At 56.6% G+C, this 13,954-nt stretch carries 14 protein-coding genes; 4 read left to right on the top strand and 10 right to left on the bottom strand.

Annotated features, from left to right (window positions below):
• Positions 1-2 precede the first annotated feature (2 nt).
• Positions 3-668, bottom strand: a complete 666-nt coding sequence (gene yieH, locus ACHH0Z_RS17915; protein WP_023326368.1) for a 6-phosphogluconate phosphatase — start codon at positions 666-668, stop codon at positions 3-5.
• 165 nt (positions 669-833) lie between these two features.
• Between yieH and adeP the strand changes: the two genes are divergently transcribed.
• The gene (gene adeP / locus ACHH0Z_RS17910) at positions 834-2,171 is read left to right on the top strand and encodes an adenine permease AdeP (RefSeq protein ID WP_139152656.1); all 1,338 of its coding nucleotides are present in this window, start codon (positions 834-836) and stop codon (positions 2,169-2,171) included.
• Between the two features lie 91 nt (positions 2,172-2,262).
• Here adeP and ACHH0Z_RS17905 read toward each other — a convergent pair whose 3' ends face one another.
• The 9 genes from ACHH0Z_RS17905 to rpmH all read right to left on the bottom strand — a co-directional run bounded on the left by ACHH0Z_RS17905 (position 2,263) and on the right by rpmH (position 9,782).
• Positions 2,263-2,829, bottom strand: a complete 567-nt coding sequence (locus tag ACHH0Z_RS17905; RefSeq protein WP_014833835.1) for an NADPH-dependent FMN reductase — start codon at positions 2,827-2,829, stop codon at positions 2,263-2,265.
• A 36-nt stretch (positions 2,830-2,865) separates the two neighbouring features.
• Complete coding sequence (locus ACHH0Z_RS17900; protein WP_032654285.1) at positions 2,866-3,612, bottom strand: 4'-phosphopantetheinyl transferase superfamily protein; 747 nt, start codon at positions 3,610-3,612, stop codon at positions 2,866-2,868.
• 122 nt (positions 3,613-3,734) lie between these two features.
• Positions 3,735-4,706: an HTH-type transcriptional regulator YidZ gene (gene yidZ / locus ACHH0Z_RS17895; protein WP_008500176.1), complete on the bottom strand. Its 972-nt coding sequence runs from the start codon at positions 4,704-4,706 to the stop codon at positions 3,735-3,737.
• Positions 4,675-5,850: an MFS transporter gene (locus tag ACHH0Z_RS17890; protein ID WP_045406853.1), complete on the bottom strand. Its 1,176-nt coding sequence runs from the start codon at positions 5,848-5,850 to the stop codon at positions 4,675-4,677. The genes yidZ and ACHH0Z_RS17890 overlap by 32 nt, the downstream gene beginning before the upstream one ends.
• Positions 5,851-5,961: 111 nt before the next feature.
• Positions 5,962-7,326 carry a tRNA uridine-5-carboxymethylaminomethyl(34) synthesis GTPase MnmE gene (mnmE, locus tag ACHH0Z_RS17885; RefSeq protein ID WP_025910754.1) on the bottom strand — a complete coding sequence of 455 codons (1,365 nt, stop codon included), beginning with the start codon at positions 7,324-7,326 and terminating at the stop codon, positions 5,962-5,964.
• A gap of 72 nt (positions 7,327-7,398) precedes the next feature.
• The gene (gene yidC, locus ACHH0Z_RS17880) at positions 7,399-9,042 is read right to left on the bottom strand and encodes a membrane protein insertase YidC (RefSeq protein ID WP_008500173.1); all 1,644 of its coding nucleotides are present in this window, start codon (positions 9,040-9,042) and stop codon (positions 7,399-7,401) included.
• Between the two features lie 2 nt (positions 9,043-9,044).
• On the bottom strand, positions 9,045-9,302 hold the full coding sequence (gene yidD / locus ACHH0Z_RS17875) for a membrane protein insertion efficiency factor YidD (protein WP_001307474.1): 258 nt from the start codon (positions 9,300-9,302) through the stop codon (positions 9,045-9,047).
• Positions 9,266-9,625, bottom strand: coding sequence for a ribonuclease P protein component (gene rnpA / locus ACHH0Z_RS17870; protein ID WP_021242673.1), 360 nt, complete (start codon positions 9,623-9,625; stop codon positions 9,266-9,268). The genes yidD and rnpA overlap by 37 nt, the downstream gene beginning before the upstream one ends.
• 16 nt (positions 9,626-9,641) lie before the next feature.
• Positions 9,642-9,782 (bottom strand): 50S ribosomal protein L34, encoded by a 141-nt coding sequence (rpmH, locus tag ACHH0Z_RS17865; RefSeq protein WP_000831330.1) that lies wholly within the window; start codon positions 9,780-9,782, stop codon positions 9,642-9,644.
• 599 nt (positions 9,783-10,381) lie between these two features.
• Here rpmH and dnaA point away from each other — a divergent pair.
• Genes dnaA through recF form a run of 3 tightly spaced genes read left to right on the top strand, consistent with a single transcriptional unit; the run spans position 10,382 to position 13,954 of the window.
• Positions 10,382-11,776, top strand: coding sequence for a chromosomal replication initiator protein DnaA (gene dnaA / locus ACHH0Z_RS17860; protein ID WP_010426558.1), 1,395 nt, complete (start codon positions 10,382-10,384; stop codon positions 11,774-11,776).
• Between the two features lie 4 nt (positions 11,777-11,780).
• On the top strand, positions 11,781-12,881 hold the full coding sequence (dnaN, locus tag ACHH0Z_RS17855; RefSeq protein ID WP_008500170.1) for a DNA polymerase III subunit beta: 1,101 nt from the start codon (positions 11,781-11,783) through the stop codon (positions 12,879-12,881).
• Positions 12,881-13,954: a DNA replication/repair protein RecF gene (gene recF, locus ACHH0Z_RS17850; protein ID WP_008500169.1), complete on the top strand. Its 1,074-nt coding sequence runs from the start codon at positions 12,881-12,883 to the stop codon at positions 13,952-13,954. Before dnaN ends, recF begins: the two co-directional genes overlap by 1 nt.

Genomic DNA, 13,954 nt, shown 5'->3' with positions numbered 1-13,954 from the left:
GGTTAACGCGTAATATTCCACCCGCGCGCCTTCCACAGCGCGGGTAGCTGCGCCAGATCGGTGAAGGTCGTGACTTTTGGATGATCGATCGGCTTGTTGTGCGGGTCGGCGCAGAAGTAAAACACCTCCATTCCCGCATCAATCCCCGACTGCGCGCCCGCAGACGAGTCATCCACCAGAATGCAGTGCTCTACGTTAACGTTCATCGCCTTTGCCGCATGAAACATCAGTGCCGGGTCCGGCTTCCAGCGCTGGATATCGTAGCCGCTGAACAGTTTTTCCGGGAAGTGGTGCAGCATCTCAAGCTTGCCGAGCGAGTGCTGCATTTTGCTGACAGGCCCGTTGGAGACCACGCAGATCGGCACTGTCATGGCATCCAGCAGCGCGTTTGCGCCCGGAATCACCTCCAGCTCCGAATCGAACAGGCGTGCAACCTCGGCGCGATACACCGGTTCCAGAGCCGTTTTATCCAGAACGACGCCGTGTTCTTCGTTAATGATGTCGATGATCTCGTAGAGCTTCACGCCCTTAAAGCGCTTAAACACCTCGTCGAGTTCCAGCGTAATGCCAAATTCCTGGAACATGGCGACATACGCGCGGGAACAAATGACCTCACTGTCGACCAGCGTACCGTCGCAGTCGAAAAATACCGCTTCAATTCCGGACATGCCTTTCCCTTTTAACCAGTTTAACGTTTACGTACGGCAGTTCACCGGAACGCAATCGTTGCCGTATAAGCAAATTCAATGAAAAAAGTATCACGTAACCGCCACTATTGTCGCATTTTGGTATAGGATAGCGACGAATTTTCCCTCCTTGTTCGGAAATTGATGATGAGTCAACAACACACTACCCAGACATCTGGTCAGGGTCTGCTTGAGCGCGTGTTTAAACTGCGCGAGCACGGCACGACGGCACGCACCGAAGTGATCGCCGGTTTCACCACCTTCCTGACGATGGTCTATATCGTTTTTGTTAACCCTCAAATTCTGGGCGTTGCTGGCATGGATACCAGCGCCGTCTTCGTGACTACCTGTCTGATCGCGGCCCTCGGCAGCATTCTGATGGGTGTGTTCGCTAACCTGCCGGTCGCGCTGGCCCCGGCGATGGGTCTGAATGCGTTCTTTGCCTTCGTGGTGGTTCAGGCGATGGGGCTGCCGTGGCAGGTGGGTATGGGCGCCATCTTCTGGGGTGCGATTGGCCTGCTGCTGCTGACCATTTTCCGCGTGCGTTACTGGATGATTGCGAACATTCCCGTGAGCCTGCGCGTGGGCATCACCAGCGGTATCGGTCTGTTTATCGGGATGATGGGGCTGAAAAACGCCGGTGTCATCGTGGCGAACCCGGATACGCTGGTGAGCATCGGTCACCTGACCTCTCATAACGTGCTGCTGGGCGTGCTGGGCTTCTTTATCATCGCTATCCTGGCTTCCCGCAATATTCATGCGGCGGTGCTGGTCTCCATCGTGGTGACCACGCTGCTGGGCTGGATGCTGGGCGACGTTCACTATAACGGCATCGTTTCCGCGCCACCGAGCGTCTCTACCGTTGTTGGCCATGTTGATCTGGCGGGTTCCCTGAACCTGGGCCTGGCGGGCGTGATTTTCTCCTTCATGCTGGTGAACCTCTTCGACTCCTCCGGTACGCTGATCGGCGTGACCGACAAAGCGGGTCTGGCAGATGAGAAAGGCAAATTCCCGCGCATGAAGCAGGCGCTGTTTGTGGACAGTATCTCCTCTGTGACCGGCTCATTTATCGGGACCTCGTCTGTGACCGCTTACATCGAATCCTCTTCCGGGGTTTCTGTGGGTGGCCGTACCGGCCTGACGGCGGTTGTCGTGGGTATTCTGTTCCTGCTGGTGATCTTCCTCTCGCCGCTGGCGGGCATGGTGCCTCCGTACGCTGCAGCCGGCGCGCTGATCTACGTGGGTGTGCTGATGACCTCCAGCCTGTCGCGCGTGAAGTGGGATGATTTAACCGAAGCGGTGCCGGCGTTTATTACCGCCGTGATGATGCCGTTCAGCTTCTCGATTACCGAAGGTATCGCGCTGGGCTTTATCTCTTACTGCGTAATGAAGATCGGTACCGGCCGCTTCCGCGACCTCAGCCCGTGCGTCATCGTTGTGGCGCTGCTGTTTGTACTGAAGATTGTGTTTATTGACGCGCACTAAGGTGCGGTTTGTGGTGTCAGGTGGCGCTTCGCTTACCTGACCTACTGACGAGTGTAGGCCCGGTAAGCGCTAGCGCCACCGGGCTTTTTTATCAGGCTTTAACCCGCTTAATATAATCCCCGAACGCCGTCAGCTGGCCAGACAGATGATCGCGCGTGCTCTGATCCACCACCTCACCCGTTTGCGGGTCGACCTTGTTCTGAATCACTCCGCCCATAAATTCCGGCTTGTTCATCACCATCGCATCGAGGAAGACCAGGATCTGACGCAGGTGATACTGGCAGCGCGCGCCGCCAATCGCGCCCATGGAGCTGGTCTGGATCAGCACCGGTTTGCCTGACAGCGGCTGCTCAGGTAAACGGGACAGCCAGTCGATGGCATTCTTCAGACCACCGGGTACAGAGTAGTTGTACTCTGGCGTGACGATGACCACGCCGTCAGCCTGGCGAATCTGCTCTGCCAGCGCCTCAACGCTCTGCGGGAACCCTTCTTCCTGCTGTACGTCAGCATCATAAAGCGGAATATCGCCAATAGACGGCAGGGCGCTAATTTCCATACCTGCAGGCGCCAGCTGTGGCAGCGTGCGGGCTACCATCCCGTTAAATGAACCTTTGCGCAGGCTTCCCAGTAACGTAACAACTTTCAACGTATCAGACATGATTACTCCTGTTTCATCATGATGACCCTGATTGGATCAGCTAAGGGTGAATGCTTTTTCTGCCGGTAAACTGGTTAATCGCATCAGACGTGCGGCGGGCTCGTTGGCGCGCTCGGGCACATCAGGAAGGCTACGCCATCCCTGTTGACTGTCAAATTCCCAGATTTTCATGCGTTCGATGGCGGGGGTCACCGCGATGGACCAGATGAGCACATCCTCCGCGTCGCAGAGCGCTTCTACCAGCGTGGCCTGGGTGGCGCGCAGACGTCCGGAGCCAGGCAACAGTTGCAGCAGGCTGGCGTCGTCTGAGGCGCATCCGCAGAGCTTGCGAATGCTCTGGCGCAGGGTAATTAGCTGGGCTCTGGCTTCAACAGGATCGTTCTGGTTGCGTACCCACAGCTTCTCATTGCTGGAGAGCGGATAGTCTTCATGCGCGTTACCACCGTGGAAGCTGCGCGTCGCGCGCTGAAGCTCCATATCGAGCCCACAGTCCCCTTCGGTGGTCAGCGCGACCCCAATGATATTGCCCGTGTAGGCAATGGAAAAACGAGGGAGCTCCGGGTCCGCAAAGACCGGGCGGCCTTCTGGCTGGGTAATGATGTCCGGCAGCTCGCTGGTGCCGTACAGCATAAACATCAGTTCTGCGAGAAGCGCTCGGGACGCTAAAAACCGCGACCTGCGATGCTCCGGAAGCGTGAGTGCTTCACGGTGACAGGCTGAAGAAATTCTTGCCGATACGAGACGTCCTTCTGTAAGTATCCCTCTTGCAAAGTGCGTAGCCATTTTTCGCTCCTTGATAATGGTCGTAATCGGTTAAACGGTTACATGATTATCGCTTAACTTGCCTCCTGTTTTAATCAGTAAATGGAAGTAAGAGAAGCCTTAGGACCGAACTTTACATTTTCTTAGGCAAAAATTGGATCGCTCGCACCGTACAGCGCCTTGATGGTCTCCCGCAGCCAGAGAATTTTGGGATTATGGCTGTTCCGTTTATGCCAGATCAGCGTGAAGGGCACGGTCAATTTATCCGCCTGCTCCTCATCAATGGGGATCGGAAGCGCGATCAGCTTACGCTGGTGGAGTTCATTGTAGTGGTGACAGTAGTGCGGGGCGGTGGCGATATAGTGATGGCCGGGCTGCGCCGCCATAAACATCGCCTGTTCGAAGCCCGGCAGGCTCATGGCGATAGTGCGATCGCGTCCCATCTCCTTTAACACCTCATCAAGCGCCCAGGTATCGCTGCGTTCCCAGAAGATGCTGATGTGGGGATAGCGCAGGAAGGTCTCCAGATTCCACTCTTGCTGAAGCGCTGGATGATCCTCGCGCAGATAGACGCAGGGGCGGTCGCTGAACAGGATTTCGTAGTCGATAAACCACGGCATCAGCTTAAGCAGCTCGCGGGATCGCGGATGCGTTTCACGCCCGGTGAAGCCCAAATCCACCTCGCCACGCGTAATCGCGTCCAGCGAGTCGTAATCCCACTGGCGCATTTTCACCGTCGCCTGTGGATAGCGCTGGTTCACCTGCTCCAGCAGGGTATTGAAGCGGATCAGCATCAGCGGCGTTTCCGCGGCCAGCACGAACGTCAGCCCGCCCGGAGAATCATGATGGAATTTATCGAGGATCTGGTTGCCGATTTGCATCCAGTCAGCCAGATCCTGCTCCAGGCTCACCGTCAGCGGCGTCGGCAGCAGCCCTAACGGCGTTTTGACAAACAGCGGGTCATCGAACCAGTCGCGCAGCTTGGCCAGCGATTTACTCACCGCCGACGGCGTCACGTTCATCCGCTTCGCCGCTTTGGTAACGCTGCGCTCCTGCAGCAAAAGCTGCAGGCACAGCAACAGGTTAAGATCGAGACTGCTGATGGGCTTCTTCATAGTGCGCCGCGGGCTGGATGACCATAAGTAAGGTAATGCAGACTATGCTACAGCCAATCAGAACCCCGATCAGCATATTCAGCGCGTTAAGCCCGATGACTGCCGCCAGCCAAATCCACAGCGACGAGCCGCAGACCTGCGCGATCCCCAGCACCGAACTCGCCACGCCTGCCCGCAGCGAGAAGGGGCCAAGCGCCTGGCTCATCGCCACGCCAAAGCCAACCGAGAACCCGGCGCAAATGAGCGTAATGCCCACCAGCATCACCGCATGTGAGCTGGTGGTCGCCAGGATCGCGCCTGCGGCAAGGAATAAAACCTGTGAGGTCACCATCAGCGTGCGCTGGCGGAAGATATTCAGCGCAAACGGCGTCGAAAACGAAACGGCCATACTGACCATCGCGGTTAATGCCATCACCGTGGAATACTCACCGCGATCGAAGCCCATGGTCTCCATCAGCAACACCGGGGAAACGTTTACATAGGTCAGGATCACCGCCACGCTTAACGTGGTCACGGTCATACGGCTGAGGAAAAAGCGGTTTAGAAGCTTCTCTGCCGGGTGAATGGTTGCGGTATGGCCGGTATTCTGCGAGCCCGGGTGGGTCTCTTTCAGCACGGCAATCGACAGGACAAACACCAGCGCGCCCATCGCCGCCATGGTCCAGAACAGGCTCTGCCACGGGAATTTCAGCATGATCAGATAGCCCACGACCGGGGCCAGCACCGGGATGATGCAGGTAATGCCGTTCAGCATCGACAGCACTTTGGCGCGACGCTGGGCGCTTAAGGTGTCGCGCAAAATGGCAAACGCCACCACGTAGCAACCGCCCGCACCGATGCCCTGGATAAAGCGCCCGGTCAGGAACACGGTGCTGTTTTGCGCCTGTGAGCAGAGAAGGGATGCCAGGGCAAAAACGATGGCACCGGCGATTGCGACAGGCTGACGGCCTGCTTTATCCGCGATCTTCCCGGCAAAGACCATCGACGACGCCATCCCCGCGAGGTAGGCCGAAAACGCAATATGCAGCTGCGCTTCGCTGGCGCCCAGATCGCGGGCGATATGCGGTAGTCCCACCAGATACATATCAATGCCGGACGGATAAAGCAGAACTAATGCGAAACTACAAAACAGAAAACGCGCCATAAACCCCCCATAGATGCAGGCATGCAGGATAGGGGGTGAAAAGGGATTAGGCGAGTTGCCATTTGGACAATGGTGATTTCCCAGGAGGAAATCACCATGGATTAGCGGGAATTACTTGCCAATGCAGAAGCTCGAGAAGATCCGTCCCAGCAGATCGTCCGACGTAAACTCCCCGGTGATCTCGCTCAGATTCTGCTGCGCCAGACGCAGCTCTTCCGCCAGCAGTTCACCTGCCCACGCGCCAATCAGCTGCGCTTTGCCCTGGTCAAGATGGCGTGCCGCTTCTTCCAGCGCCTGCAGGTGACGGCGACGCGCCAGGAAGCCGCCTTCCATGCTGGTGTCAAAGCCCATGCTCTGCTTGAGATGGTTACGCAGGTCGTCCACGCCTTCACCGGTCCGCGCCGACAGGCGAATCAGTGAGTGACCATTCACATCGCTGATACCGAGCGTTTCGCCGGTCACGTCCGCTTTGTTACGCACCACGGTGATCGGCAGTTTTGCCGGCAGACGGGCAATAAAGTCCGGCCAGATCTCTGCCGGGTCAACGGCGTCGGTCGTGGTGCCGTCCACCATAAACAGCACGCGGTCGGCCTGCTCGATCTCCTGCCAGGCGCGTTCGATACCGATGCGCTCAACTTCGTCGCTGGCATCGCGCAGACCGGCGGTATCGATGATGTGCAGCGGCATGCCGTCGATGTGGATGTGCTCGCGCAGCACGTCGCGAGTGGTACCGGCAATGTCGGTCACGATCGCTGCTTCACGGCCCGCCAGGGCGTTCAGCAGGCTCGATTTCCCGGCGTTAGGGCGTCCGGCAATGACCACCTTCATCCCTTCACGCAGCAGGCTGCCCTGGCGCGCTTCGGCGCGAACGGCGTCGAGATCGGCCATCACCTGGTCGAGCTGGGCTTCGATTTTGCCGTCAGAGAGGAAGTCGATCTCCTCGTCCGGGAAGTCGATAGCCGCTTCCACGTAGATCCTAAGGTGAGTAAGTGCTTCCACGAGGTGATTCACACGCGCGGAGAATGCGCCCTGCAGCGAGTTCAGAGCAGAGCGGGCCGCCTGTTCAGAACTGGCGTCGATCAGGTCAGCAATGGCCTCAGCCTGCGCCAGGTCGAGCTTGTCGTTGAGGAAGGCACGTTCGGAGAACTCGCCCGGCTTCGCAATGCGCAGGCCCGGCAGGGTCAGGATTCGTTTTAACAGCAGGTCGAGGATAACCGGGCCGCCGTGGCCCTGAAGCTCCAGCACGTCTTCACCGGTAAAGGAGTTCGGGCCGGGGAACCACAGCGCAATGCCCTGGTCCAGCGGCGTGCCGTCGGCATCTTTAAACGGCAGGTAATCAGCGTAGCGCGGCTTTGGCAGTTTACCCAGCACCGCTTCGGCCACCTCGCGTGCCTTCAGGCCGGAGATACGCAGAATGCCTACACCACCGCGTCCCGGTGGGGTTGCCTGGGCGACGATAGTGTCGTTATGGCTCATGGTTGCTCTCGTTCAATACAAATAAAAAAGGCGGTCAATCGACCGCCCTTATTTTAGCGTTAACTTATCGGATCAGGACTTTTTCTTTTCGCGGCTATGCAGGCCACGTTTTTCCAGACCACGGTAAATCAGCTGCTGCTGGATGATGGTCACCAGGTTGCTGACGATATAGTACAGCACCAGACCTGACGGGAACCACAGGAAGAACACGGTGAAGATGACCGGCATAAAGGTCATGATCTTCTGCTGCATCGGGTCGGTCACGGTGGTCGGCGACATCTTCTGGATGAAGAACATCGTCACGCCCATCAGGATCGGCAGGATGTAGTACGGGTCCTGTGCGGACAGGTCATGGATCCACAGCGCGAACGGCGCATGGCGCAGCTCAACGGAACCCATCAGCATGTAGTACAGCGCAAGGAAGATTGGCATCTGAATCAGCAGCGGGAAGCAGCCACCCAGTGGGTTCACTTTCTCTGCTTTGTACAGGGCCATCATTTCCTGGCTCTGACGCTGTTTGTCATCGCCCAGACGCTCACGCATTGCCTGAATCTTCGGCTGCAGCATGCGCATCTTCGCCATGGAGGTGTACTGCGCTTTAGTCAGCGGGTACATGATGCCACGAACGATGAAGGTGATAACGATGATGGAGAAGCCCCAGTTACCCAGGAAGCTGTGGATGAACTTCAGCAGCTTAAACAGCGGCTGAGAGATGAACCACAACCAACCGTAATCCACGGTCAGATCCAGGTGCGGCGCAACAGCGGCCATTTTGTCCTGAATTTCCGGGCCAACCCACAGGGTGCTGGCGAGCTTACCGGTTTGACCCGGCTGTACCAGAACCGGCTGAGATTTATAGCCGATGGCTGCAAGGCCGTTACCCAGGTTCGCGGTATAGAAGTTGTTGGTACCGTCGTTATTTGGCACCCACGCCGTCGCGAAATACTGCTGCAGCATCGCCACCCAACCGCCTTTAGCGCTGACGTTCAGGTTTTCGTTATCGGCAATGGTGTCGAATTTGTATTTCTCGTACTTCGCGTCAGGCGTGGAGTACGCCGCGCCACGGAAGGTGTGCAGCGCAAAGTTGCTGCTTCCGGTGTCACGGTGAGACGGCAGATTGATGGACTGCTTCAGCTGGCCAAAGGTCGACAGCTCCAGCGGTTTCGCGCTGGCGTTCTGTACGCTGTAGCCCACGTTCACCGCATACTCACCGCGCTTCAGGGTGAAGGTTTTGGTGAAGGTGTTGCCTGCGGCGTCGGTATAGGTCATCGGGATAACGAGTTCGTTCTGGCCATCAGCCAGCACAAAGGTGTCGTTCTCGACGTTATACAGTGGACGCGCACCGTTAGCCGGGTTATCCGGGCCATCACGACCGGTCAGGCCGCTCTGCGCCTGGTAGATAAACTCAGGCGTGGTTTCCAGTAACTGGAACGGTTCGTTAGACTTCAGCTCTTTCGGGTAGGTCAACAGCAGCGCCTGCTCAACATCACCACCACGGGTGTTGATTGTCAGCTCAAGCACATCGGTCTTAACCGTAATCTGTTTCCCCTGGCCACTGGCCGGTACGCCCTGGTCGGCGGCGCTACCCGCTGCGGTGGTCGTAGTCTGCGTGGTCTGCTGCTGGGGTTGAGGATTTTTATCCTGCTCCCATGCCTGCCAGATCATGAAAGACACGAACAACAAAGCGATGATAAGAAGATTGCGTTGCGAATCCATCGTTAGTGTTCTCTGGTATCAAAGGGTCCTGGGGGGACGGGGTCGTCTCCACCGGGGTGTAAAGGGTGGCATTTTAATACGCGTTTCACCGTCAACCAACTGCCTTTTATCACTCCAAACCTGCGCAATGCCTCAATTCCGTAGCTTGAGCATGTTGGTGTGAAACGGCAGTGCGGCCCGAGTAGCGGACTAATCAGGCGTTGATAGACCCGAATGAGGGCTATCAGGACCCGGGAGCCAGGCGACAGTGGCGGCGCCATAATTTTTCCAACGCTTCCGAGAGAGCACGGTTATCGAGGTCGGCAACCCCTTTCTTCGCCACCACCACGAAATCCATTGAAGGCAGTTCGTGCTGACGTAAACGGAAGCTTTCACGCGTCAGACGTTTAATCCGATTGCGTTCATGCGCACGCTTAACATTTTTCTTGGCGACTGTGAGACCGATGCGGGGATGCCCCAGCGAATTTTGGCGGCCGAGGATGGTGATTTGCGGCGTGCCAGCCCGTTGTGGCTGCTGGAAGACGAAAGTGAAATGAGCGGGAGTTAACAAACGTAACTCCCTGGGAAATGCTAGCTTAACCACTCAGGGGTTAGCTTTATTACTTGGAAACGGTCAGACGAGCGCGGCCTTTAGCACGACGACGTGCCAGAACCTGACGACCATTTTTAGTAGCCATACGAGCACGGAAGCCGTGAGAACGGTTGCGCTTCAGTACAGACGGTTGAAAAGTGCGTTTCATGGCGATTTCTACCTAAACTTGAATAAATTCACTGACTTTTGCGTATACCCGAACGAGTTTCGAACGACTAACGCCTCAGCGTGGGTGATTAAAGAGGCCGGATTGTAATAATTGTACACTCCGGAGTCAATTCTCTTTCCTTATTTCCCGCGTATTTCCGCACGTTTTCGCGTGGAAAATGAGCAACGGACGACGCAGGAAGATGAGCATCACGCGCCGGGTCGAGGATTATACGGGCTCACCGATAAAGCGCAAGGATCGTCCCGGATCTTCGTTAGATCATTTAAGCAATAAATTGGCTGTGCTCATTAATTTTTCCAATATGCGGGCTAAATCGTGGGGCACTCGCGCCAGGATCGTTTACACTTAACCGGTTTCTGATCTTCCTGTGGATAAATCGGGAAGAATCTGTGAGAAACAGAAGATCTCTGGCTCAGTTTAGGCTATGATCCGCGGTCCCGATCGGGATCCCAGGATCCTGGTCAGGATAAATTGCAGATAGCAATTCGCACGTCCCCCTTTACACAGGGTCATGCCGATGTGCGCCAACAATCATGAATATTCAATAGTTTTCTTTTATTGTTCGAGTGGAGTCCGCCGTGTCACTTTCGCTTTGGCAGCAGTGTCTTGCCCGATTGCAGGATGAGTTACCAGCCACAGAATTCAGTATGTGGATCCGCCCGTTGCAGGCGGAACTGAGCGATAACACGCTGGCTTTGTACGCGCCAAACCGTTTTGTGCTCGATTGGGTAAGGGACAAGTACCTTAATAACATCAATGGACTGCTGAACGATTTCTGCGGGTCAGATGCCCCACAGCTGCGCTTTGAAGTGGGCACAAAGCCGGTCACCCAAACCGTACGTGAAACCGTGAATGTGGCTGCGCCTGCTCAGGCCGCACCCGCGCCGGCCCCTCGCGTCGCTCCTGCTCGTCAGGGTTGGGATAATGTTCCTGCACCGGCTGAGCCAACCTACCGCTCTAACGTAAACGTCAAACACACGTTCGATAACTTCGTTGAAGGTAAGTCGAACCAGCTGGCGCGCGCGGCGGCTCGCCAGGTTGCTGATAACCCCGGTGGGGCCTACAACCCGCTGTTCCTGTATGGCGGCACGGGTCTCGGTAAAACGCACCTGCTGCACGCGGTGGGCAACGGCATTATGGCGCGCAAGCCCAATGCCAAAGTGGTGTATATGCACTCCGAACGCTTCGTTCAGGACATGGTAAAGGCCCTGCAAAACAATGCGATCGAAGAGTTTAAACGCTACTACCGTTCCGTTGACGCGCTGCTGATCGATGACATTCAGTTCTTTGCCAATAAAGAACGATCGCAGGAAGAATTTTTCCACACCTTCAATGCCCTGCTGGAAGGCAATCAGCAGATCATTTTGACCTCGGATCGTTATCCAAAAGAGATCAACGGCGTTGAAGATCGTCTGAAATCCCGCTTCGGCTGGGGCCTGACCGTGGCGATCGAGCCACCGGAGCTGGAAACCCGCGTCGCGATCCTGATGAAGAAAGCCGATGAAAACGACATTCGCCTGCCGGGTGAAGTGGCGTTCTTCATTGCCAAGCGTCTGCGCTCCAACGTGCGTGAGCTGGAAGGGGCACTGAACCGCGTTATCGCCAATGCCAACTTTACCGGTCGTGCGATCACCATCGATTTTGTGCGTGAAGCGCTGCGTGATTTGCTGGCATTGCAGGAAAAACTGGTCACTATCGACAATATTCAAAAGACGGTGGCAGAGTACTACAAGATCAAAGTGGCAGATTTACTGTCTAAACGTCGTTCCCGCTCGGTGGCGCGCCCGCGTCAGATGGCGATGGCGCTGGCAAAGGAGTTAACCAACCACAGTCTGCCGGAAATCGGGGATGCGTTTGGTGGCCGTGACCATACGACCGTGCTGCACGCCTGTCGCAAGATTGAGCAGTTACGCGAAGAAAGCCACGACATAAAAGAAGATTTTTCCAATCTAATCAGAACATTATCATCGTGACGCTATGAAATTTACCGTTGAACGTGAACATTTATTAAAACCGCTGCAACAGGTCAGTGGCCCATTAGGCGGCCGCCCAACGCTGCCTATTCTCGGAAACCTGCTGCTTCAGGTCGCGGACGGTACGCTGTCGCTGACCGGTACAGATCTGGAAATGGAAATGATCGCGCGCGTTACGCTGACGCAGCCGCACGACGCGGGCGCGACCACGGTTCCGGCACGTAAATTCTTTGATATCTGCCGCGGGCTGCCGGAAGGCGCTGAAATCGCCGTGCAGCTGGAAGGCGACCGTATGCTGGTGCGCTCTGGCCGCAGCCGTTTCTCGCTCTCCACGCTGCCTGCAGCAGACTTCCCGAACCTGGACGACTGGCAGAGCGAAGTGGAATTCACCCTGCCGCAGGCGACGATGAAGCGTCTGATTGAAGCCACCCAGTTCTCCATGGCGCATCAGGACGTTCGTTACTACTTAAACGGCATGCTGTTCGAAACCGAAGGTGAAGAGCTGCGTACCGTGGCGACCGACGGCCACCGTCTGGCGGTCTGTTCCATGCCGATTGGCGACTCACTGCCAAACCATTCGGTGATCGTGCCGCGTAAAGGGGTGATTGAGCTGATGCGTATGCTCGACGGTGGCGACACGCCGCTGCGCGTGCAGATCGGCAGTAATAACATCCGCGCTCACGTGGGCGACTTTGTCTTCACATCGAAGCTGGTTGACGGCCGTTTCCCGGATTATCGCCGCGTATTGCCGAAGAATCCGGACAAAACGCTGGAAGCTGGCTGCGATAGCCTCAAGCAGGCGTTTGCGCGTGCGGCTATTCTCTCTAACGAGAAATTCCGCGGCGTGCGCCTGTACGTGAGTGAAAACCAGATCAAAATCACCGCCAACAACCCGGAGCAGGAAGAGGCAGAAGAGATTCTGGACGTCACCTACGCCGGGGCTGAGATGGAAATCGGCTTCAACGTTAGCTACGTGCTGGATGTGCTGAACGCGCTGAAATGCGAGAACGTGCGCATCCTGCTGACCGACTCCGTTTCGAGCGTACAGATTGAAGATGCCGCATCACAGTCGGCTGCCTATGTTGTCATGCCAATGAGACTGTAATGTCGCTCACCCGTCTGTTGATCCGCGACTTTCGCAACATCGAAAGCGCGGATCTCGCTTTATCCCCTGGCTTTAATTTCCTGGTTGGCGCGAACGGTAGCGGCAAAACCAGCGTGCTGGAAGCCATCTATACGCTCGGCCACGGCCGGGCGTTTCGCAGTTTGCAGATTGGTCGCGTGATTCGCCACGAGCAGGAATCTTTTGTTCTGCACGGGCGTTTACAGGGCGAGGAGCGGGAGACCGCCATCGGCCTGACCAAAGACAAGCAGGGCGACAGCAAGGTGCGCATCGACGGTACCGACGGCCACAAGGTGGCCGAGCTGGCGCTGCTGATGCCGATGCAGCTGATCACGCCCGAGGGGTTTACTTTACTCAACGGCGGCCCCAAATATAGAAGAGCGTTCCTCGACTGGGGATGCTTTCACAACGAAGCCGGATTCTTTAACGCCTGGAGCAACCTGAAGCGTCTGCTCAAGCAGCGTAACGCCGCGTTGCGCCAGGTGACGCGCTACGCCCAGCTGCGTCCGTGGGATATGGAGTTAATCCCTCTTGCGGAACAAATCAGCAACTGGCGTGCCGAATACAGCGCAGGTATTGCCGAAGACATGGCCGACACCTGCAAACAGTTTTTACCCGAGTTCTCTCTCACCTTCTCCTTCCAGCGCGGCTGGGAGAAAGAGACGGACTATGCCGAGGTGTTAGAGAGAAGCTTCGAGCGCGACCGCATGTTGACCTACACCGCGCACGGCCCGCACAAGGCGGATTTCCGCATTCGTGCCGACGGTGCGCCGGTGGAAGACACGCTGTCGCGCGGGCAGCTCAAGCTCCTGATGTGTGCGTTGCGCCTGGCGCAGGGGGAGTTCCTCACCCGCGAGAGCGGGCGACGCTGCCTGTACCTGATAGATGATTTTGCCTCGGAACTTGACGACGCGCGGCGCGGGCTGCTTGCCAGCCGCTTAAAAGCCACGCAGTCGCAGGTTTTCGTCAGCGCCATTAGCGCTGAACACGTTATGGACATGTCGGACGAAAATTCGAAGATGTTTACCGTGGAAAAGGGTAAAATAACGGATTAA

It is taken from the genome of Enterobacter cloacae complex sp. 2024EL-00227, from assembly GCF_043945315.1.
In the GTDB taxonomy this organism is placed as follows: Bacteria; Pseudomonadota; Gammaproteobacteria; order Enterobacterales; family Enterobacteriaceae; genus Enterobacter; species Enterobacter roggenkampii.
Note: the sequence above shows the minus strand (reverse complement) of the source record. Positions and strands in the feature narration are given on the sequence as shown.

Coding starts and splice junctions, on each gene's coding strand:
- yidZ (WP_008500176.1), bottom strand. CDS start 4,706: ATGAAGAAGCCCATCAGCAGTCTCGATCTTAACCTGTTGCTGTGCCTG.
- ACHH0Z_RS17890 (WP_045406853.1), bottom strand. CDS start 5,850: ATGGCGCGTTTTCTGTTTTGTAGTTTCGCATTAGTTCTGCTTTATCCG.
- recF (WP_008500169.1), top strand. CDS start 12,881: ATGTCGCTCACCCGTCTGTTGATCCGCGACTTTCGCAACATCGAAAGC.
- ACHH0Z_RS17905 (WP_014833835.1), bottom strand. CDS start 2,829: ATGTCTGATACGTTGAAAGTTGTTACGTTACTGGGAAGCCTGCGCAAA.
- yieH (WP_023326368.1), bottom strand. CDS start 668: ATGTCCGGAATTGAAGCGGTATTTTTCGACTGCGACGGTACGCTGGTC.
- rpmH (WP_000831330.1), bottom strand. CDS start 9,782: ATGAAACGCACTTTTCAACCGTCTGTACTGAAGCGCAACCGTTCTCAC.
- adeP (WP_139152656.1), top strand. CDS start 834: ATGAGTCAACAACACACTACCCAGACATCTGGTCAGGGTCTGCTTGAG.
- yidD (WP_001307474.1), bottom strand. CDS start 9,302: ATGGCGCCGCCACTGTCGCCTGGCTCCCGGGTCCTGATAGCCCTCATT.
- mnmE (WP_025910754.1), bottom strand. CDS start 7,326: ATGAGCCATAACGACACTATCGTCGCCCAGGCAACCCCACCGGGACGC.
- ACHH0Z_RS17900 (WP_032654285.1), bottom strand. CDS start 3,612: ATGGCTACGCACTTTGCAAGAGGGATACTTACAGAAGGACGTCTCGTA.
- yidC (WP_008500173.1), bottom strand. CDS start 9,042: ATGGATTCGCAACGCAATCTTCTTATCATCGCTTTGTTGTTCGTGTCT.
- dnaN (WP_008500170.1), top strand. CDS start 11,781: ATGAAATTTACCGTTGAACGTGAACATTTATTAAAACCGCTGCAACAG.